Below are 19,401 nucleotides of genomic sequence, written 5' to 3' on the forward strand. Positions count from 1 at the left end.
GTGCCAGGGCTATCGGTGGTGAATCAGCGACAAAAAAAGAAAACCCCCGACCGCCGGAGGCAATCAGGGTTGTTATGGTAGGGAAAGCGCAGCCGTCAGTCGTTAGTGCAGTCCGCTAATGTTGGCAGGACCTTTTGTGCATTCTGCACATCAGGGCTGAACGTCCCCACTTTACGATTATTGATGTAGACCTCAAACTGCCCTGCCTGACGAATATCTTTGATGAATTCATACCAAGCATTGTCACCGTTGCGCCAGCCCAGGAATGAAGGGATAGCATATTGCTGGTGGTTCATCACCACCGTGACATCTTTTCCTTCATCGTGTGAACTGACCATACTGTCGTCAGGTAGCGTGACGATAACCGAGTGCTGATAGATACCATTGTTATCGGGATTACCGGTGCAGTTGAGCGTAAATTCCAGCCCCTTTTCGCTGGTAATGGTGTATTCCGCATTTCCCTGCCCGTATCCCTGCCCCCACAAGTTCGGGATGGCCTGTGCGCTGAATGCCGTCAGTGCGGAGCCCGCCACCAGCAGAATGCGAATATATTGATTGAGTTTCATATTCTTCCTTAATGAAAGTAAACGTGTTTTGTTTGGCTGACTCAGTCGTCGTTGTCCTGATTTGCAGGCAGCAGAAGTCTGCCCATGTCCTTGCCATCATGGGAATAGACGAAATATTTCTCACGGGTATAGCGGTCGGTTTCTTCCCGGTACTTGAGGGTGATGTTGTCAGCAAGGCAGAGAGCATTCATCAGGGGCTGGATGGTTTTCTGCTGCATATCGGCCAGGTAGTAATAACTGCCCCCTTCACAGCCCTTCGGTGACTTTCTGGTTTTTATCACCTTATACAACGGCCTGCCGGTACCCTCCAGCTGTGACCATTCATCCGCAATATCATCCTTGTCAGAAACCACATCGCTGAAGCCGGGTGGAGTCAGGTCCTTAAATTTACGCACCGCATTTAATTCTTCATCGTTGCTACCATTACAGGCCGCCAGCAGCATGGTTGACGAAGCCATGAGTAGGACGGGAATACACTTTATTTTTTTCATCATTTTCTCTTTCCTGAGATTAAGCGAACCACTTTGATAAATACGTAAACACCCACCAGTACCCCGACAGGAATTCCAACGAACGGCGTCAGGGCGACGCTGGCAGCACCAGCAGCTCCGCCAACGGTCAGCAGTCCGGCTAGGGTGGCAACGATTAATGCAATAAGGCTCTCGGATACGCCGGTCTTGTTCAGAATGATGACAACAATGACGATGGCGATTATGGCAATGACAGGCATACTTTTGACCTTCCTGAGTGACAGTAACGGACCTGCCGCTTCACCTTAATCCTGCCCTTCCGGCACAGAACTGAAGGAAAGCAGCGACTGTTGTATAAAACGGAAATGGGGCAATGCCTGGATAAATACCGGGTTCTCCACCAGCCGACATAGGTTTTCGCTGCGTCTGAATGCTTCTGTTGTGGGTTGCACTACATGTATTTCATCCAGTGTAAATACCGCGATATGGCCGTTGTATCCGGCGACCAGATACCAGACATCCTGATACGCAATCAGTCTGCAGGGCTCTGCACGTTCACAGCGTTGCCCCTCGGCAATCAGCGTGACCCGCTGGCGGTCAGTGATGGCTTTTATCAGCCGGTAAAAAGACAGTGAGCCTGCCGGGGTGGTAACTTCCGGCGAGGGCCAGGTCAGGCAGGGAGCCTCATCACACTCCAGCAGAGTGGTAACCAGTCGTCTGTCGAGACCCGGAAACATCCCGGCAATTCCCGCCCGGTGGGCAAACGTCAGCACGTCCAGCTCGCGCAGCGCGGTGTTGCCTGCTGCACGCAGGCGACAGGAGCCATGGTGATATTCGAGGTCGAGATACATCAGGCGCTCACGAAAATCACGGCGCAGTGTACGTACGGACACGCCAAACTCAGCGGCCAGCTTGCGTACGCTCAGCGTTTCGCCTGCCACCAGGCGGCTGATAATGAGAGACAGTCTGACGGCCAGCCGGTCATGACGACGAACTGCCTGAGTCATGAAAGACCTCCATGATGATTAAGTGACTGAAAAGGTATGGTTACTTTAAAGAAGGGGGTGGACAGGGTATGGACACTGCAGGAACTATTTTTTCGTCAGCGACAAACCCTGTCGTGATGCGGGTTACAGCGGGAATGATTGTTTAGCGAACATTAAATCGTGATGAATGCGGAAAGGACATGACCGGTTTTAACCGGATATCAACATTTCTATAGAAGTAAAAGGGTAACGGACGATCACGACGGATAACATTAGCTGCGCCAAAGCGCGAAGCCAGACGGGTCATAAGCGGGCTCCTTACGGAAATTAATTAAAGAAAATCCCCGTCGAACAGGCGACAGGGCTCATGGAATAGCAAAGGGTTGAAGAAAATTCAGAAGAAGAAACTCCAGACTGCACGGGCAACAGATACTACAGTGTCGCGTGCAGCCTGAATGATTGCCCGGATTGGAGCTGGTATCAGCGGCATGGAACTTACGGTGTCCAGCACCGAGCCAACCGTTTCACCAAAATCGTCACGAGCTTTTTTATTCACTGCATCGGTACGAAAGGAATGCTGAAGTTGTGCAACAACCGAGCTGCTGGCTTCACGTGGCAGGCAGCGGATCATCCGTTCGGCCATCACCCGTACTCCCCACTGCAGACGGACCGATATGGCGCACACCGGATGCACGGGCTGGAACAGTTCGTGCAGCAGGCAGATTTTATGGCTGATATTTTGTTTCTGCTCTGTGGACAATTTATCTCCACCGCTGCCAGGCTCGGCCTTGTCCGACTGACTGATTACGAACAGCACCTTATGCCGGTATGCTTCACCAATCACCTGCTGGTAAAAATGCTCATCCGTTACCAGAGCCCGATCATCGGCCTTAATCAGCCACAGCACCAAGTCAAGCCGGGGAAGCTGGTCTCGATACAGCGCAGCATACTCGTTATCACGTGCATCACTTTCGCCTACACCGGGCAGATCCACCAATGTCATAAATCGTTCGCCCACCTGAAGGCGAAAGCGCAGGGGTTCACGAGTACAGGCCATCACATCGCTGACCGGCGATACTTCACTTGCAAACAACGCATTACAAAGTGACGATTTCCCCGCCCCGGTTTTTCCCATGATACCGATCGCTGGTTCGTAGTTAGTGAGCTGACGTATTTGCTGCATGATCCGCTCTGAGGCCCATTCCGGCAAACCCGTAAGCGAGTCCTGCAGGGACTGCTGGCCTTCCTTATTTTTCATGACATCTCCCGAGACTAAGAAAACAAAAACGGCGAATCCTTGATAGATTCGCCGTTATGTTGGTGTGTTCAGGAGAATGATATATATCGAAAAATTATTTGAATGAAGGGCATATCCCATTATGGGATACCTCAATGTGTTCGCTCCGGTTTTTCCTGGCTTTCTGTATTCAAACTGACTGTGCCATTAAATCGACAGAGATAAGACCTACACACGATTAACTTGAAGACGCATTTTCAATACCCGGGAATGATCGTTAATAATTCGCTGTGACATTGCCCTGCAAGAGCCGATAACTGGAGTAAGGCAGTCTAACCACGACTCGAATCTATGGTCGCGATCAGCCAATAACCAGCATGAATAAATCCCATAAATGGGGTGACCATAGTCATAGCATCTACCCTGCATGCCGATTACAATCATTACTTGATTTTTGCGAGCAGCATTCCGGATTTTGATGACAAATACCATGATTAAAAATGATAAACGCTGGATTGGCGATCTGCTGGGCGGCTCGCTGATGGTTAGAGAGAGCCGGACAATTGCTGAATTGCTGCTTTCCGAACCAGATGAAACGACCTGGCAGCAGCAAATAATCGATGAAAATATCCTTCAGGCATCCTCCACCAGCACCGCGAATCGCTATGCCAGAACAGTAAAACTTCGACTAATGACGCTAGATCACGAGTGCTGGCAGCTGATAGTTGATGGTAGTGAAAGTGAACGCCTGCAAATGCTGCTAGTGGCCCTGATGATTCAGTCGCCGATTGTCGCGGATTTTATGGCTGATGTCGTGAACCCGGCACGCCAGCAGTTTAAAGAAAAACTTGGCGTAAATTGCTGGAATGAATTCGTGGATGAGAATCTTCGTTTGCACCCCGAACTGGGGGCTTTCTCTGATTCCTCTATTCAAAAAATGGGCAACAACCTAATTAAGGCCCTGGCAGAAGCCGGATATCTAGACACTCCACGCCGTCGGAATCTTCAAACTATTTTCCTGTTACCTGATGTCGCTGCGGCGTTGCATCGTTTAAACAAAGCCGAACTTCTGCCAATCCTGGAGGGCAATGCATGAATGACCCAATCCTTGATTACCGTTTAAAGCAGTTAGAAGAGCGTATCGGCGATGACCGTTTTTTAAAAAACCAGGGCTCCGGCAATGAGATTGGCTTCTGGATTTTTGATTATCCGGCACAGCAGGAGCTACAGGTACGTGAGTACCTGGCGTTTCTTTTTAAGAAACTAGAAAAAAAATACACATTCACCAAGTTGAATATTTTTCAGGTCATCATCGACATGCTGGAAGAACGTAAGCTATTCGAGCGTATCTGCCAGCGTGAACCTGAACTTGGGCTGGAAACACTGAAAAAGCATCTGGCTGCACCACTCAGTCAGAAAAAAATCGCTGAATATATTGCCCGTACGGTAGATCTTCCCGCCCAGCAATTTGTCATTCTGACTGGGCTCGGCAACGCCTGGCCGTTGGTGCGCGGGCATGAGCTCATGAGTGCTTTACAGGATGTCATGGGTTTTACGCCACTTCTGATGTTCTATCCAGGCAATTACAGTGGATATGACCTGTCTCCTCTAGCTGGCATTAACTCCCGTAACTATTACCGAGCCTTCAGACTGGTACCCGAAACCGGTCCTGCGGCGACTTTGACCCCTCGTTAAAAGACGACAGTAATGAATATTGAACAGATTTTCGAAAAACCGCTAAAACGTAATATTAACGGCGTGGTTAAAGCCGAGCAGACCGATGACGAAAGTGCCTGGGTTGAACTGGATGAGTATGTCATTACCCGAGAGCTGGATGGTCACCTGCGCCAGTTTTTCGAGGTGTATGCCCCCGCCACAGGCCCCGGTCGGTTGCAACTTGCCGATAAGATGGGGGTTTGGGTTTCCGGCTTCTTTGGGTCCGGTAAATCACACTTCATTAAGATCCTTTCCTATCTGCTGGCGAACCGCGAAGTTAGCCACAATGGCGTCACGCGTAATGCGCTCTCCTTCTTTGAAGAGAAAATTGATGATGCACTGCTATTGGCCGATATTCGCAAAGCGGTTCAACATCCGACCGATGTGGTGCTGTTCAATATTGATTCTCGCGCAAACGTTGAAGACGGCGTTGATGCGATCCTCAAAGTTTTCCTGAAAGTGTTTAACGAGCTTGCTGGTTATTGCGGGGACTTCCCACACATTGCACACCTGGAGCGCGAGCTCGATAAACGCGGTCAGTTTGATACGTTTAAAGCCGCCTTTGCCGACATTACAGGCTCTCACTGGGAAGATGAACGTGATGTCTATCTGATGATCAACGATCAGATGGCGAAGGCATTAAGCATCGCTACCAAGCAGAGTGAGGAGTCCTCTCGCCAGTGGATCGAACAACTGGATAAGAACTTCCCGCTGGATATTAAGAACTTCTGTACGTGGGTCAAAGAGTGGCTCGACATCCAGGGCAACCGTAACATTCTGTTTATGGTCGATGAGGTTGGTCAGTTCATTGGCAAAGATGCTCAGATGATGCTGAAACTGCAAACTATCACTGAAAACCTGGGCGTTATCTGCGGTGGTCGCGCATGGGTGATTGTGACGTCTCAGGCTGACATCAATGCCGCGATTGGCGGTATGAGTAGCCGCGATGGTCAGGACTTCTCCAAAATTCAGGGACGCTTCTCCACTCGCTTGCAGCTCTCCAGCTCCAATACTTCAGAAGTTATCCAGAAACGACTATTGGTGAAAACCGACGCGGCAAAACCGGCGCTGGAAGCCGTCTGGCAAGAAAAAGGCGACATTCTACGTAACCAACTGGCGTTCGACACAACAACCACAGCCACGCTACGCGCTTACACCAACAGCAAAGAATTCGTTGATAACTATCCATTTGTGCCATGGCACTACCAGATCCTACAAAAGGTCTTTGAATCGATCCGTACCAAAGGGGCCGCAGGTAAGCAGTTGGCAATGGGGGAACGCTCTCTGCTGGATGCCTTCCAGTCAGCCGCTGTTCAAATCTCTGCCGATGGGCTGGACAGCCTGGTCCCGTTCTGGCGTTTCTATTCCGCGATTGAGAGCTTCCTGGAGCCAGCGGTTAGCCGCACCATCATTCAGGCCTGCCAGTCTCCGTCACTGACGGAATTTGACGGCAAGCTGTTAAAGACGCTGTTCCTTATCCGTTATGTCGATGTGTTGAAAAGTACCCTGGATAACCTTGTCACGCTTTCCATTGATCGTATTGATACTGATAAAGTGGAACTACGTCGTCAGATTGAAGCCAGCCTCAATCGCCTACAGGCAGAAATGCTGATCTCACGTATTGATGACAAATTCGTTTTCCTCACCAATGAAGAAAAAGAGATCGAAAACGAAATCCGCAATATAGACATTGAGTTCACCACCATCAATAAACAGCTCTCGACCATCATTTTTGACGAGATCCTGAAGAACAAAAAGTACCGTTATCCGGCGAACAAGCAGGATTTTGATATCAGTCGCTTCTGTAACGGGCATCCACTGGATGGCGCGAACCTTAACGATCTGGTGGTTAAAGTTCTCACGCCGCTGGACTCAAACTACGAAAGCTATAAAGGCACGCATTCCAACAGTCTGCTGATAACGGACAGCAAAGACTGCATTCTGATTTGCCTGCCCGATGAAGCTCGTACCTGGCAAGACCTGACCATGTATGCGCAGACCAAATCTTTCCTCAGTAAGCAAAGCGGGCAACGTCCCGAGCAAGCAACGCTATTGGCCGAAAAAGGCCGTGAAAATGGCATGCGCGAAAAAACGCTGAAAACGCAGATTGAAGCCCTTCTGGCGCAGGCCGATGTCTGGGCGTTGGGGGAACGGCAGGATAAAAAATCCTCCTCGCCATCGACGATTGTTGATGCCGCCTGCAGCTATGTAATCGAAAACAGTTTCTCCAAACTTAAAATGTTGCGTCTCAGTACCGGGGATGTGAACCGTGAAACCCATGCGTTGCTAACGGTAGAAAATGATACCCAGCTTGATTTGGGAGAAATGGAAGAGTCTAACCCGGAGGCGATGCGGGAAGTGGATAACTGGATAAGCATGAGTATAGATACTCATAAGCCGGTTTATCTGCGGGATATCCTCACCACCTTTGGTCGCCGACCATTTGGTTGGCCGGAAGATGAAGTCAAACTGCTGGTGGCCCGCCTGGCGCGTAGCGGCAAATACAGTTTCAACCTACAGGGTAGCGAAATCGCGCTGAAACAAGCGTGGGATGCGTTTAATAATTCACGTCGCTACAGCGATTTGCGACTGCTTAAAATTCGTCGCCATGACGAAGCGCAGTTAACCAAAGCAGCACAGCTGATGGCCGACATTGCCGGGGAACCCTTCAACGAGCGTGAAGAGCAGACGCTGGTATCCCACATTCGCGAATTGTTTGGCCGTTGGAAGAGTGAACTGACGGTCTTTAAAACCAGATCCGAGAGCGGGCAAAACCCAGGGCGTAAAGAGATTGAAGAAGGTCTGGTGCTGCTGAACGGGATTCTCAGTGAGAAAGAAGAGTATGCCGTTATTGAAAAAGTTATCGCGGCGACTGAAGACCTCGAAGATTTTGCAGAAGACTGGGACGATCTGGTCAGCTTCTACAAGAACCAGTATTCCACCTGGCAACGTCTGAGTGCCGCGTTGAACGGCAGTTTTAAAGCTAACCGTAATGCGCTGGAAAAAGACGATACCGCCCAAAATACACTTCGGGAACTGGAAGCTATCTACGGAAAGCCGCGACCTTACGGTGAACTGCATCGTATTATCCCGCTGATTGAAACCGTTGAGTCTGTTAACCAGCGTCTGGTGGAAGAATACCGCAACCATGCGCTTATGCAGATGACCAACCACATTGAAGAGCTGAAGCAGAGCATGCAGGAGATGCACGTTCCTGCTGATTTGCAGCATACGCTCTTGCATCCAATGCAACAGTCGCGCAAAAAAGTGGAACAAAATGGTCTAATCCCGCAAATCATGGACGAACAGTCTGAGGTACGTGCGCTTTTGCTTAAAGCGAATGAGCGCCTGAATGCCTGGGTTGAAGAGCAGCGTAAAAAGGAACCAAAACCAGAGCCTGCACCGGGAGGCGTAGTACCGCCTACTGAACCCAAACCGAAGCTTAAAAAAACCATCTACGTGAATACGCGTAAAACGATGGAACGAGCAGCGGGTGTCACAACGCTGGATAACGCCGAACAGGTAGACAAAGCGCTGGAACAGCTGCGTAAAACGCTGATGGATGCCATTAACGCAGGCGAACGTGTACAGCTTCAGTAATTCCCCCATTTTTAGGGCAGACGCTGTCTGCCCTATTCAGGACTTCACATGAATACGTCAAATATCAAAAAATACGCCCCGGTGGCACGTAAACAGTTCCGCGATGCGGTCATGCAGAAACTGACCACGCTGGGCATTGAAGCCGATAAAAAAGGCAAGCTGCAAATTTCGCAGGCGACAGATCTTGGCGACAGCGTGCGATACGGTCAGTTCACGCTGGAAAAATCACTAACTGCGCGTCGTGAACGTCTGGTTAAACGCGCAGAAAAGCAGGGCTACGAAGTTCTGGTAGAGCACATCGCTTACACCTGGTTTAACCGCTTCTGTGCCATCCGCTATATGGAGTTGCATGGTTATCTGGATCACGGATTCCGTATGCTGTCTCATCCGACGTTGGAAGGCGGTTTTGAGGTGCTGGATCATGTGCCAGAAGTGGCGGATTCTCTGGAGCTAGACAAATCGCGCTTGGTGGAAATGAAACTGGCGGGCGATCGTGACGAAGAGCTGTATCGTGAATTGCTGCTTGCGCAATGCCATACCCTTCAGGGTGCTATGCCTTTCCTGTTCGAAGCCGTCAACGATGATATCGAACTGGTGCTGCCGGATAACCTGACCCGAACCGACTCCATTTTGCGTGGGCTTGTAGACACCATTCCTGAAGAAGACTGGGCGCAGGTCGAAGTGATCGGCTGGCTGTATCAGTTCTACATCTCAGAGAAGAAAGACGACGTGATCGGCAAGGTAGTGAAGAGCGAAGATATTCCCGCCGCCACCCAGCTGTTTACCCCGAACTGGATTGTGCAGTATCTGGTGCAGAACTCTGTGGGTCGCCAGTGGCTGCAAACCTATCCGAATTCAGAGCTCAAAGGCAAAATGCCGTACTACATCGAGCCAGCGGAACAAACGCCAGAAGTGCAGGCGCAGCTGGCAACAATCACCCCATCCAGCATTGAACCAGAAAGCATCAAGGTACTGGATCCGGCCTGTGGTTCCGGGCATATCCTGACCGAAGCCTATAACGTACTGAAGGCGATTTACGAAGAGCGCGGCTACCGTACCCGTAATATCCCACAGCTGATTCTGGAAAATAATATCTTCGGCCTGGACATTGACGACCGTGCCGCACAGCTGTCTGGTTTTGCACTGCTGATGCTGGCCCGCCAGGATGATCGCCGCATTCTGGGCCGTAGTGTGCGTCTGAATATTGTTTCCCTGCAGGAAAGTAAGCTGGATATAGCTGAGCTGTGGACCAAGCTGAACTACCACCAGCAGGCGCAGTGCGGCAGCATGGGGGACATGTTCGCTGAAGGGACTACGCTGGCCAATACTGGCAGTGCGGAATATAAGCTGCTGATGCGTACGTTGGCACTGTTCACCAGCGCAAAAACGCTGGGATCGCTGATTCAGGTTCCACATGAAGATGAAGCGGCGTTGAAAGCGTTTCTGGATGGGTTGTATCGCCTGGCTGTTGAAGGTGATATTCAGCAGAAAGAAGCGGCGGCGGAGCTGATTCCGTATATTCAGCAGGCGTGGATTTTGGCGCAGCGTTACGATGCGGTGGTGGCGAACCCGCCGTATATGGGCGGGAAAGGGATGAATGGCGAGCTGAAAGAGTTTGCTAAAAAGCAATTCCCGGACAGCAAGTCGGATTTGTTTGCGATGTTTATGCAACATGCATTTTCTTTACTCAAAGAGAATGGTTTCAATGCGCAAGTGAATATGCAATCGTGGATGTTCCTTTCTAGCTATGAAGCGCTTCGTGGCTGGTTGCTGGATAATAAGACCTTTATTACGATGGCACATTTAGGGGCTCGGGCGTTTGGGCAAATCTCGGGGGAGGTTGTGCAAACGACTGCTTGGGTGATAAGCAACAATCGCACTGAACGTTACAGGCCAGCTTTTTTCCGTTTAACTGACGGGGGTGAAGAGCAAAAAAATAATAATTTACGAGGTAAAAAACATCGATTTGACACTACTGAACAAAATGATTTAAAAAAAATACCAGGAATACCGCTGGCATATTGGGTCGGACCCAAATTACATAATGCATTTTCTAATTTTAAAATCATTGATGATTTAGCCCCTCCTCGTATTGGCATGATGACAACAGACAATGAGAGATTTTTACGTCAATGGTTTGAGGTTAGTATAAATAGTATAAGATTTGATTTTAAGGATAGAGAATCTGCGGAGAAATCTAGCAATAAGTGGTTTCCCTATAACAAAGGTGGTGGATACAGAAAATGGTATGGACTGCAAACGTTAATTGTTAACTGGCAATTTGGCGGAAGAGAAATTATTCAAAATGGAATGACTAGCTTTCGTGGAAAAAATTACTATTTCAAAGAGGGCATCACATGGTCAGATGTTGCCACTGGGGACTTTACTTGCCGACATACTGAATCTGGGTCGATATTCGACATCAAAGGCACCTCGGCATTTCCTGACAAAAATTTAATTGGGTTAATAGCCTGTACTTTAAATTCGAAAGGGGGGAGTTATATTTTACACCTTCTCAACCCTACGATGTCATATCAAAGTGGCGATATTCGCAGAGTTCCTATTACCAAAGAGCTCTATGAGCAACGTGATTTTTTTAACGAAAACTATAAAAAATTAACTGAAATTTCCAAGAAAGATTGGGATAGGCAGGAGATTTCATGGAACTATAGCAAAAACCCTCTAATTACAAAACAAGGGGGAGTAGAAGATAATTTAAAATCCCTCTTAATGGAATTCGAGTCAGATAAAGAATCCACCATTCAATTAGAGTCCGAAAATAACTCAATAATAATAAATGAGTATGGGTTAAACAATGAAATTAGCCCAACCCCTAATATCAATGAAATTACTTTGATAAGTAATACATGCTACTATTATAAAGGGTTAAACAATTCAGATGAGCACTACAAGCGACAACGCTCTGATATTATTTCTGATTTACTTAGTTATATCATTGGCTGCCAAATGGGTCGCTACTCACTCGATCGCGAAGGCTTGGTCTACGCCCACGAAGCCAACAAAGGCTTTGCTGCTCTCGTAGGAGAAGGTGCCTATCAAACTTTCCCTGCCGATGAAGACGGCATCCTACCACTCATGGATACCGACTGGTTTGACGACGACGTCACTGCCCGCATTAAAGAGTTCGTCCGCACCGTCTGGGGTGAAGAGCATCTGCAGGAAAACCTCGATTTCATCGCCGAAAGCCTCTGTTTATACGCAATCAAGCCGAAAAAAGGCGAATCTTCGCTGGATACCATCCGTCGCTATCTTTCCACTCAGTTCTGGAAAGATCATATGAAGATGTACAAGAAACGCCCGATTTACTGGCTGTTCAGTTCTGGTAAAGAAAAAGCGTTTGAGTGCTTGGTCTACCTGCACCGTTATAATGACGCCACGCTGTCGCGTATGCGTACCGAATATGTGGTGCCACTGCTGGCGCGCTACCAGGGCAATATCGATCTGGTTAACGATCAGCTTAAGAATGCTGAATCCGGCGCTGCCACCACACGCCTGAAAAAAGAACTGGATGGGCTGAGCAAAAAATTCAACGAGCTACGCAACTTTGACGATCGCTTGCGCCATTATGCTGATAGACGTATCACTATTGATCTGGATGACGGCGTTAAGGTTAACTACGGCAAATTTGGCGACCTGCTGGCAGATGTGAAGGCAATCACCGGCAGTGCTCCACTGGAGGCATAATGGATCAACATCCCCTGATTATTAAAGGCTACAAGAGCATCGCGGAGCTTTCCCTTGTGGAAAGCCCACCGTTCATTACTTTTGCCGGGTCCAACGGCGCGGGAAAAAGTAACATTACTGATGCTCTGGCTTTTTTTGGTGCTGTGGTCAAAACCGGCGCGACTCAGGCTATTCGTGATTTTGGTGGTTTTCAGCAGATTCATTGCTACAAACTACGCAAGGAAAACCGGACTACCGCTTCGCTGCACCTTGAGATTGAGCTGGAGGGAAAGCAATTTACCTATGACTTGACGATCAAGAACATGGATAAAAAACCATCAGTCACTGAAAAATTGGTCATTGATGGAGATATTCATATTGATCGTAAGCACCCAGATAATCTTATGATTCGCCTAAGCGATGATGAGGAAACACCAGCTACTTATATCCCTAATTATTCGTCGGATATGACAGCGCTAATGTTGCTGGGCAAAAGTGAATTGTATGCTTTTTTAACCAATATTGTTGTTTTTCGCATCGATCCGCTACGAGCTAAAGAGCCCGATAGCGCCAAAACCGACGCGACATTTCTGGACAGTCATGGCCGTAACATTGCCTCTGTGCTCTCTGCTCTCGAATCGAATAGCGACTTTAAAGAGCAAATACTGGAGTGGATGGAACTCATTGTTCCAGGTATGGAAAATGTATCGACCGAAAAACAAAAATTGGATGGTTCAACAGTACTGACTTTCAAAGAACACGGAACTAAAGCGCGTTTTCCAGCACATTTGATCTCCGATGGCACTATTTATACCTTGTGCATCATGACGGCCATACTGAGTCGAGCTCAGCACACGGGGATGACCATCATTGAAGAACCCGAACGAGGCATTCACCCAAAAGCCATCGGGGAACTTGTGCAATTGATGCGTGATAACGCCACTATGGATCATCCGATTATTATTACCACCCATAGTGAATCTGTTGTTCGCAACCTGGAACCGGATGAATTGTGGTTTGTGAGTAAGCAAGAAGGGAAAACCAAACTGAAACATGCTTTGGAAGCTGGCATTGATAAGAAGAAAATCCCATTGGATACCGCGTGGCTGATGAACATGTTCGATGGTGGTCTGCCATGGTAAAAATAGGATTCATTGTAGAAGGCGATACCGAGTCAATTATCGTCAATTCGCCAGCATTCATTTCATTTTTACGTGCTAATAATTTTGAACTGGTGACCCCCGTCATTGATGCCAAAGGCGGTGGTAACCTGTTGCCGAAGTATGTTGAGAACTTCGTTGAAAGGCTCAGAAATATCGGCGCAGAACGGTTCTGTATTCTCACCGATCTGGAAGATGCCGCTTCGATTGCTGATGTGCAGGCACGAATTGCTCATCAAGATGTTGATGTCTCGTTTATCGCAGTCAAAGCGGTTGAGGCTTGGTTTCTTGCCGATTCAGAGGCAATGAAAAAATGGCTTAAGGTAGACGAATTTAATGAAGAGCAGCCTGAAGCTACAGCCGAAATGCCATGGGATCGCTTAAAAGAAGTCTCACGGCAACTAAGAAAACGAGGGCCAGGAAGTTCTAAAACCGCATTTGCTAAAAGGATGGTTACACATCACGGTTTTGATATTCAGAGTTCGGCTCGCCACCCTTCTTGCCCTAGCGCCCGTGAACTGGTCGAATGGTTTGAGAATCAATAATGCAATTTAAAGAACTGGAATCCGGGCTTCGTCAGAAGTTTACCGACAATCGCATCGTCTTCTGGCACGACCCGGAACTACGCTTCATCGATTCGCTCATTGAGCTGGGTCTCGACAATGTCACGCTGCTGGATATGCGCGGCGTTTCTGTGCTCGCCACCAAAAAAAGAATCGAAATCGACGAGCCAGCACAGAAATTTCTACTTTATTTCACCAGCGAAGTCCCCGCCCGCGAGCAGGACTGGCTACTGGATATCCGCCTCTATAGCACCGAATTCCACGCTGATTATGCCTCGATCACACTGAACTCATTGGGCATCCCACAACTAGGGTTACGTGAACATGTTCAGCTTCGCAAAGCCTTCTTTACCGTCAAACGTACCCAGTTACTTAAAGGCTGGGTTACCGAACGCGAGACAGAAAAATCCCTCGATAAAAAGATGCTGGCAGTGGTTGCCGGAGCCAGCACCTTTGAAACCAAAGAGATCCTGTTTGCTCTCATCCAGCAATTTGTTGCCGCAAGTCAGCAGGATGATAGTGTCCTGGAAAATACTTTTGCCGTGCTGAAAAAGCTGGGGCTGGATAAGGTCCTCTGGGAAGTCCTTAGTCTTGAACTGGGCTACCAGGCAGAAGCACCAACGCTTGAAAACCTACTGCTGAAACTGTTCTGTACCGATCTTTGGGCACAAGGTGATGACTCTCATCGTGAGTGGTTAAGTAAAAATGTGCTGACTACTGCCGCAGGTCGTGCCTCTGCCCTGGCCTTTATGGGGGCATGGCGAAACGATCGTCGCTATAAAGCGGAATATGATTACTGCGCAGCCGATCTCCAGCAAACACTGCAACCGAAAGAGCATTACAACTACAGCTCGCCGTATGCGCTGGCAAAATGTGACACTTTCGAAGCTATCGAGCAATTGATTATCCGTGGCCTGGTAACTCAACTACAAGAAGAAAGCACGACCCTGGACAGGGACGCGTTTAAAGCACTGGTATCAGAGCGTAGTGCGAAATACTGGAGCCAGACGCAGCCAGTGTATCTATCCATCTGGAATGCTATCCGCCAGGCCGAGCGTTTGCTGAATTTGCGTAACCGTTACACCGACGGGTTTAATTTCCCTGATACTGGCGCGTTCTGGAAAGCCTACTGCGACGAAATTTATCGCTTCGATCAGACCTACCGTTTGTTCAATGAATATGCCGCACCGGTGCACAGTAAAGGGGCGATGATCCTCCATGAGCTGGATAAATTCATTGAAGAGCTTTACAGCAATTGGTATCTGGCAGAGCTGAGCCGTGGATGGAACAAACTGCTGGAAGCGGAAAATCGCATGCAGACCTGGCAAATTAGCGGCGTGCCATTGCAGCGTAATTTCTATAAAGAGAATGTGAAACGGCAATTTGACACTTCGCAGGTGAAACGTGTTTTTGTCGTGATTTCAGATGCGTTGCGCTACGAGGTAGCAGAAGAACTGGGTCGACACATCAATCATGAGAAGCACTTCAGTGCCGAACTGCGCTCTCAGACGGGAGTGTTGCCAAGCTACACACAGCTAGGTATGGCGGCATTGTTACCTCATGAGTCGTTGAGTTATCAGCCTGACAATTCCGGCGTAGTGTATGCCGATGGGATGTCTACCTCGGGGTTTGAAAAACGCGCCGCTATCCTGACAAAGGTAAATGGTGTTGCACTTAAAGCGAAGGATTTGCAGAACGCCAACAACCAGGAAGTGAACGATCAAATCCGCAACGCCTCCGTGGTTTATATCTGGCACGACACTATTGATGCCATTGGTGATAAGGCTGCAACAGAAGATAAAACGTTTGAGGCCTGCCGAAGTGCCATCACTGAGCTAAAAGATCTGGTCTCACGTTTACGTAACCGATTTAACGCCAGCCGAATTTTTGTCACTGCCGATCATGGGTTCCTTTTCCAACAACAGGCGCTTGTGGAGCAAGATAAAACGAAGCTGGAGAGTAAAGCAGTAAATACGATTGAAGCGAATAAGCGATTCATTATTGGGCATCAGCTGCCTGAAAGTGAATTTTGCTGGCACGGCAAACTGGCAGATACCGCAGGCGCAAGCGATGAAAGTGAATTCCTGTTGCCAAAAGGCGTACAGCGTTTCCACTTTGTAGGAGGAGCGCGTTTCGTTCATGGCGGTGCCATGTTGCAGGAAGTGTGTGTTCCCGTCTTGAAGATTCGCGCGCTTGAGAAAAAAGCAGCAGAGAAACAGCCACAGCGCCAACCAGTGTCAGTTGTTGCACGGGACCACGTAATAAAACTGGTTAACAGTATTGATAAAATCGGCTTCATCCAGACTACGGCGGTGGACGACCTCAATGAGCCGCGCACGCTGAATATCTTTATCGTTGATGAAAATAAACAGGTGGTATCCGGAACGGAAACAGTTTGCTTCGACAGTGACAATGACGACATGGGCAAACGCACCCGCGATGTGACGATGAAACTTATTGGTTCAGCATTTAACCGTAAAAACAAATATGTGCTCATCCTGGAGAATGCGGACAGCGCCACAGAGTATGGCCGCTATCCCATTACAATCGACCTGGCTTTCCAGGATGACTTCTTTTAAGTGAGGCGTTATGCAACATCAGGATAACTCGACGACTAGCATGGAAATGGCCTCTGCTCAGTCTCAGGACCTAGATTCATTACTGAATCAGCACTTTCGTGGTCGCGTGGTGCGTAAAGACCTGACTAAACAACTTAAAGAAGGGGCGAATGTTCCTGTCTATGTGCTGGAGTATTTACTCGGTATGTACTGTGCATCCGATGACAATGAGGTTGTCGAGCAAGGGCTTCAATCGGTTAAACGTATTCTTTCTGATAACTATGTCCGCCCCGATGAGGCAGAAAAAGTAAAATCGCTGATCCGTGAGCGTGGTTCCTACAAAATTATCGATAAGGTCACGGTAAAGTTAAACCAAAAGAAAGACGTTTACGAAGCCCAATTATCTAACCTCGGCATTAAGGATGCCTTGGTACCTTCACAGATGGTGAAAGATAACGAGAAACTACTAACAGGTGGCATCTGGTGCATGATCACCGTGAACTACTTTTATGAGGAAGGGCAAAAAACATCACCTTTCTCGTTGTTCACTTTGAAACCTATTCAAATGCCAAACATGGACATGGATGAAGTGTTTGAGGCTCGTAAGCAGTTCGACCGCGACCAGTGGATTGATGTGTTATTACGCTCTGTGGGAATGGAACCAGCCAATATTGAACAGCGCACCAAATGGCATCTCATTGCTCGAATGATCCCGTTTGTAGAGAATAACTATAACGTTTGTGAGCTTGGACCTCGCGGCACCGGTAAAAGCCACGTCTACAAGGAATGCTCACCAAATTCATTGCTGGTTTCTGGTGGGCAAACTACGGTAGCCAACCTGTTCTACAACATGGCCAGCCGCCAGATTGGTTTGGTCGGCATGTGGGACGTAGTGGCGTTTGATGAAGTGGCAGGAATTACGTTCAAAGACAAAGACGGCGTGCAGATCATGAAGGACTATATGGCATCAGGTTCGTTCTCTCGCGGACGTGATTCCATTGAAGGTAAAGCCTCCATGGTTTTCGTCGGCAACATCAATCAGAGCGTGGATACGCTGGTGAAAACCAGCCATCTGCTGGCACCGTTTCCGGCGGCGATGATCGATACGGCATTTTTTGATCGCTTCCACGCCTATATTCCCGGCTGGGAAATACCCAAAATGCGCCCGGAGTTTTTCACTAACCGCTACGGTTTAATTACCGATTATCTCGCGGAATATATGCGTGAAATGCGTAAGCGCAGTTTCTCTGACGCGATCGATAAGTTTTTCAAGCTTGGTAATAACCTTAACCAACGTGACGTCATTGCAGTTCGCCGCACTGTTTCCGGCCTTCTAAAGTTAATGCATCCCAATGGCGCTTATGAAAAAGAAGATGTACGCGTGTGCCTCACCTATGCATTAGAGGTTCGTCGTCGTGTGAAAGAACAGCTTAAGAAACTTGGTGGTCTTGAGTTTTTTGATGTGAACTTCAGTTATATCGACAACGACAGCCTGGAAGAGTTTTTCGTCAGTGTGCCAGAACAAGGCGGGAGCGAATTGATCCCGGCAGGAATGCCAAAGCCTGGAGTCGTGCATCTGGTTACGCAAGCCGATTCTGGCATGACTGGACTTTATCGGTTCGAAACCCAAATGACTGCCGGAAACGGAAAACATGCGGTATCAGGGCTAGGCTCAAACACGGCAGCGAAAGAATCCATTCGTGTTGGTTTCGATTACTTCAAAGGTAATCTCAGCCGTATCAGCGCCGCGGCAAAATTCTCTGAGCACGAATACCATCTTCATGTCGTGGAACTGCATAGCACGGGTCCCAGTACGACGACCAGCCTGGCAGCATTGATTGCCTTTTGCTCGGTCCTGCTGGCAAAGCCAGTACAGGAACAGATGGTGATTCTGGGCGGTATGACATTGGGAGGGGTGACTAATCCTGTCCAGGATTTAGCTGCATGCTTGCAAGTAGCATTCGACAGCGGCGCGAAACGAGTATTGCTCCCTATGGCTTCAGCTATGGATATCCCAACAGTGCCGACTGAATTGTTTACCAAGTTCCAGGTGAGTTTTTACGCTGATCCGGTGGATGCTGTTTATAAAGCATTAGGTGTCAACTAAGATGGTTATGCAATAGTCCGTTATGCTTGTAACATACCCGTGAGATAATTGAGGCATCAAACAACAGACATAGCCTTTCCATCCATAACAAAGGCTATGTCTATAAAAAATAAATCAACCTCGACTACAACCGAAATTTCGGTCTCCATCACCGAAGATTTTTGTTCGGACCTTAGTCATATAATCTACCCTATTCATTAACTCGTTATAAGTTTGCTCAAAGTTGTCTCTTTTACGATTGAGGAGATATTTCCCATTTGATGGGTAATTAACTAACGTCCCAGAGTCATCTATCGGAATACCGAGCGCACTGTACCAGGCTGTTGTTATCATTGTGCGTAGCGTGTTACGGTTCAAGTCGTAATCACCCAGATGATAATAAGCCTCCTGATTGAAACACAGTATCAGATGGTAATGCCTTTTTCCATTTTTGGTATATTCCCTGGCCCATGCGTAACGTAAGGTGGAGTGTCTATCATCTGGCCAGTCTTTCCTTTTAGTTTTAAAGTGCTTATGGTGTTCAAGCTTTGCTTTTAATGCACTGGTAAAACGAGATATTGCACCAGAGTCTACTCTGGGTTGAAAGAATGGGTTATCCAGATTTTCCGTATCTATTGGGTCATGTAAATCAACACGTATAATCATTGTATTAGGATGCTCATTCAGTGATTCATCAATGACCTGTTTAATCCTATTCTTATACAGGGTTACATGTGAACCAAACTCACTATCGTATGTCATACAGTATCCTGTT

The 19,401-nt window shown here is 48.1% G+C and carries 14 protein-coding genes; 8 read left to right on the forward strand and 6 right to left on the reverse strand.

The window, feature by feature from the left end; translation table 11 throughout:
- Nucleotides 1-95: 95 nt before the first annotated feature.
- The 5 genes from HV107_RS06400 to HV107_RS06420 form a co-directional block, all read right to left on the reverse strand.
- Nucleotides 96-566 (reverse strand): hypothetical protein, encoded by a 471-nt coding sequence (locus HV107_RS06400; protein ID WP_182062517.1) that lies wholly within the window; start codon nt 564-566, stop codon nt 96-98.
- Between the two features lie 41 nt (nt 567-607).
- Nucleotides 608-1,060 carry a YfjS/YafY family lipoprotein gene (locus tag HV107_RS06405; RefSeq protein WP_259349684.1) on the reverse strand — a complete coding sequence of 151 codons (453 nt, stop codon included), beginning with the start codon at nt 1,058-1,060 and terminating at the stop codon, nt 608-610.
- Nucleotides 1,057-1,296: a hypothetical protein gene (locus HV107_RS06410; protein WP_182062518.1), complete on the reverse strand. Its 240-nt coding sequence runs from the start codon at nt 1,294-1,296 to the stop codon at nt 1,057-1,059. The genes HV107_RS06405 and HV107_RS06410 overlap by 4 nt, the downstream gene beginning before the upstream one ends.
- Nucleotides 1,297-1,341: 45 nt before the next feature.
- A complete protein-coding gene (locus tag HV107_RS06415; protein WP_182062519.1) occupies nt 1,342-2,043 on the reverse strand; it encodes a YafY family protein in 702 nt (233 codons plus the stop codon).
- A 373-nt stretch (nt 2,044-2,416) separates the two neighbouring features.
- Complete coding sequence (locus tag HV107_RS06420) at nt 2,417-3,280, reverse strand: GTPase family protein (RefSeq protein WP_182062520.1); 864 nt, start codon at nt 3,278-3,280, stop codon at nt 2,417-2,419.
- A gap of 457 nt (nt 3,281-3,737) precedes the next feature.
- On the opposite strand from HV107_RS06420, the gene HV107_RS06425 reads away from it, so the two are divergent.
- Genes HV107_RS06425 through brxL form a run of 8 tightly spaced genes read left to right on the forward strand, consistent with a single transcriptional unit; the run spans nt 3,738 to nt 18,647 of the window.
- Nucleotides 3,738-4,355 carry a DUF1819 family protein gene (locus HV107_RS06425; RefSeq protein ID WP_182062521.1) on the forward strand — a complete coding sequence of 206 codons (618 nt, stop codon included), beginning with the start codon at nt 3,738-3,740 and terminating at the stop codon, nt 4,353-4,355.
- Nucleotides 4,352-4,954, forward strand: coding sequence for a DUF1788 domain-containing protein (locus HV107_RS06430; RefSeq protein ID WP_182062522.1), 603 nt, complete (start codon nt 4,352-4,354; stop codon nt 4,952-4,954). The genes HV107_RS06425 and HV107_RS06430 overlap by 4 nt, the downstream gene beginning before the upstream one ends.
- 12 nt (nt 4,955-4,966) lie before the next feature.
- On the forward strand, nt 4,967-8,575 hold the full coding sequence (brxC, locus tag HV107_RS06435) for a BREX system P-loop protein BrxC (protein ID WP_182062523.1): 3,609 nt from the start codon (nt 4,967-4,969) through the stop codon (nt 8,573-8,575).
- A 48-nt stretch (nt 8,576-8,623) separates the two neighbouring features.
- Entirely contained in the window at nt 8,624-12,280 is a 3,657-nt protein-coding gene (pglX, locus tag HV107_RS06440; RefSeq protein WP_182062524.1) for a BREX-1 system adenine-specific DNA-methyltransferase PglX, read from the forward strand.
- Nucleotides 12,280-13,401 (forward strand): AAA family ATPase, encoded by a 1,122-nt coding sequence (locus tag HV107_RS06445; protein ID WP_182062525.1) that lies wholly within the window; start codon nt 12,280-12,282, stop codon nt 13,399-13,401. The genes pglX and HV107_RS06445 overlap by 1 nt, the downstream gene beginning before the upstream one ends.
- On the forward strand, nt 13,395-13,964 hold the full coding sequence (locus HV107_RS06450; RefSeq protein ID WP_182063471.1) for a hypothetical protein: 570 nt from the start codon (nt 13,395-13,397) through the stop codon (nt 13,962-13,964). Before HV107_RS06445 ends, HV107_RS06450 begins: the two co-directional genes overlap by 7 nt.
- Entirely contained in the window at nt 13,964-16,561 is a 2,598-nt protein-coding gene (pglZ, locus tag HV107_RS06455) for a BREX-1 system phosphatase PglZ type A (RefSeq protein WP_182062526.1), read from the forward strand. The genes HV107_RS06450 and pglZ overlap by 1 nt, the downstream gene beginning before the upstream one ends.
- 10 nt (nt 16,562-16,571) lie before the next feature.
- Entirely contained in the window at nt 16,572-18,647 is a 2,076-nt protein-coding gene (brxL, locus tag HV107_RS06460; protein WP_182062527.1) for a protease Lon-related BREX system protein BrxL, read from the forward strand.
- 114 nt (nt 18,648-18,761) lie between these two features.
- Here brxL and HV107_RS06465 read toward each other — a convergent pair whose 3' ends face one another.
- The gene (locus HV107_RS06465) at nt 18,762-19,388 is read right to left on the reverse strand and encodes an inovirus Gp2 family protein (protein WP_182062528.1); all 627 of its coding nucleotides are present in this window, start codon (nt 19,386-19,388) and stop codon (nt 18,762-18,764) included.
- Nucleotides 19,389-19,401: the final 13 nt, after the last annotated feature.

The sequence above is a fragment of the Enterobacter sp. RHBSTW-00175 genome, assembly GCF_013927005.1.
Taxonomy (GTDB): Bacteria; Pseudomonadota; Gammaproteobacteria; order Enterobacterales; family Enterobacteriaceae; genus Enterobacter.

Bases quoted from the DNA above. Each gene is read 5' to 3' on its own strand.
- HV107_RS06400 (WP_182062517.1), bottom strand. From the start codon at position 566: ATGAAACTCAATCAATATATTCGCATTCTGCTGGTGGCGGGCTCCGCA.
- HV107_RS06405 (WP_259349684.1), bottom strand. From the start codon at position 1,060: ATGATGAAAAAAATAAAGTGTATTCCCGTCCTACTCATGGCTTCGTCA.
- HV107_RS06410 (WP_182062518.1), bottom strand. From the start codon at position 1,296: ATGCCTGTCATTGCCATAATCGCCATCGTCATTGTTGTCATCATTCTG.
- HV107_RS06415 (WP_182062519.1), bottom strand. From the start codon at position 2,043: ATGACTCAGGCAGTTCGTCGTCATGACCGGCTGGCCGTCAGACTGTCT.
- HV107_RS06420 (WP_182062520.1), bottom strand. From the start codon at position 3,280: ATGAAAAATAAGGAAGGCCAGCAGTCCCTGCAGGACTCGCTTACGGGT.
- HV107_RS06425 (WP_182062521.1), top strand. From the start codon at position 3,738: ATGACAAATACCATGATTAAAAATGATAAACGCTGGATTGGCGATCTG.
- HV107_RS06430 (WP_182062522.1), top strand. From the start codon at position 4,352: ATGAATGACCCAATCCTTGATTACCGTTTAAAGCAGTTAGAAGAGCGT.
- brxC (WP_182062523.1), top strand. From the start codon at position 4,967: ATGAATATTGAACAGATTTTCGAAAAACCGCTAAAACGTAATATTAAC.
- pglX (WP_182062524.1), top strand. From the start codon at position 8,624: ATGAATACGTCAAATATCAAAAAATACGCCCCGGTGGCACGTAAACAG.
- HV107_RS06445 (WP_182062525.1), top strand. From the start codon at position 12,280: ATGGATCAACATCCCCTGATTATTAAAGGCTACAAGAGCATCGCGGAG.
- HV107_RS06450 (WP_182063471.1), top strand. From the start codon at position 13,395: ATGGTAAAAATAGGATTCATTGTAGAAGGCGATACCGAGTCAATTATC.
- pglZ (WP_182062526.1), top strand. From the start codon at position 13,964: ATGCAATTTAAAGAACTGGAATCCGGGCTTCGTCAGAAGTTTACCGAC.
- brxL (WP_182062527.1), top strand. From the start codon at position 16,572: ATGCAACATCAGGATAACTCGACGACTAGCATGGAAATGGCCTCTGCT.
- HV107_RS06465 (WP_182062528.1), bottom strand. From the start codon at position 19,388: ATGACATACGATAGTGAGTTTGGTTCACATGTAACCCTGTATAAGAAT.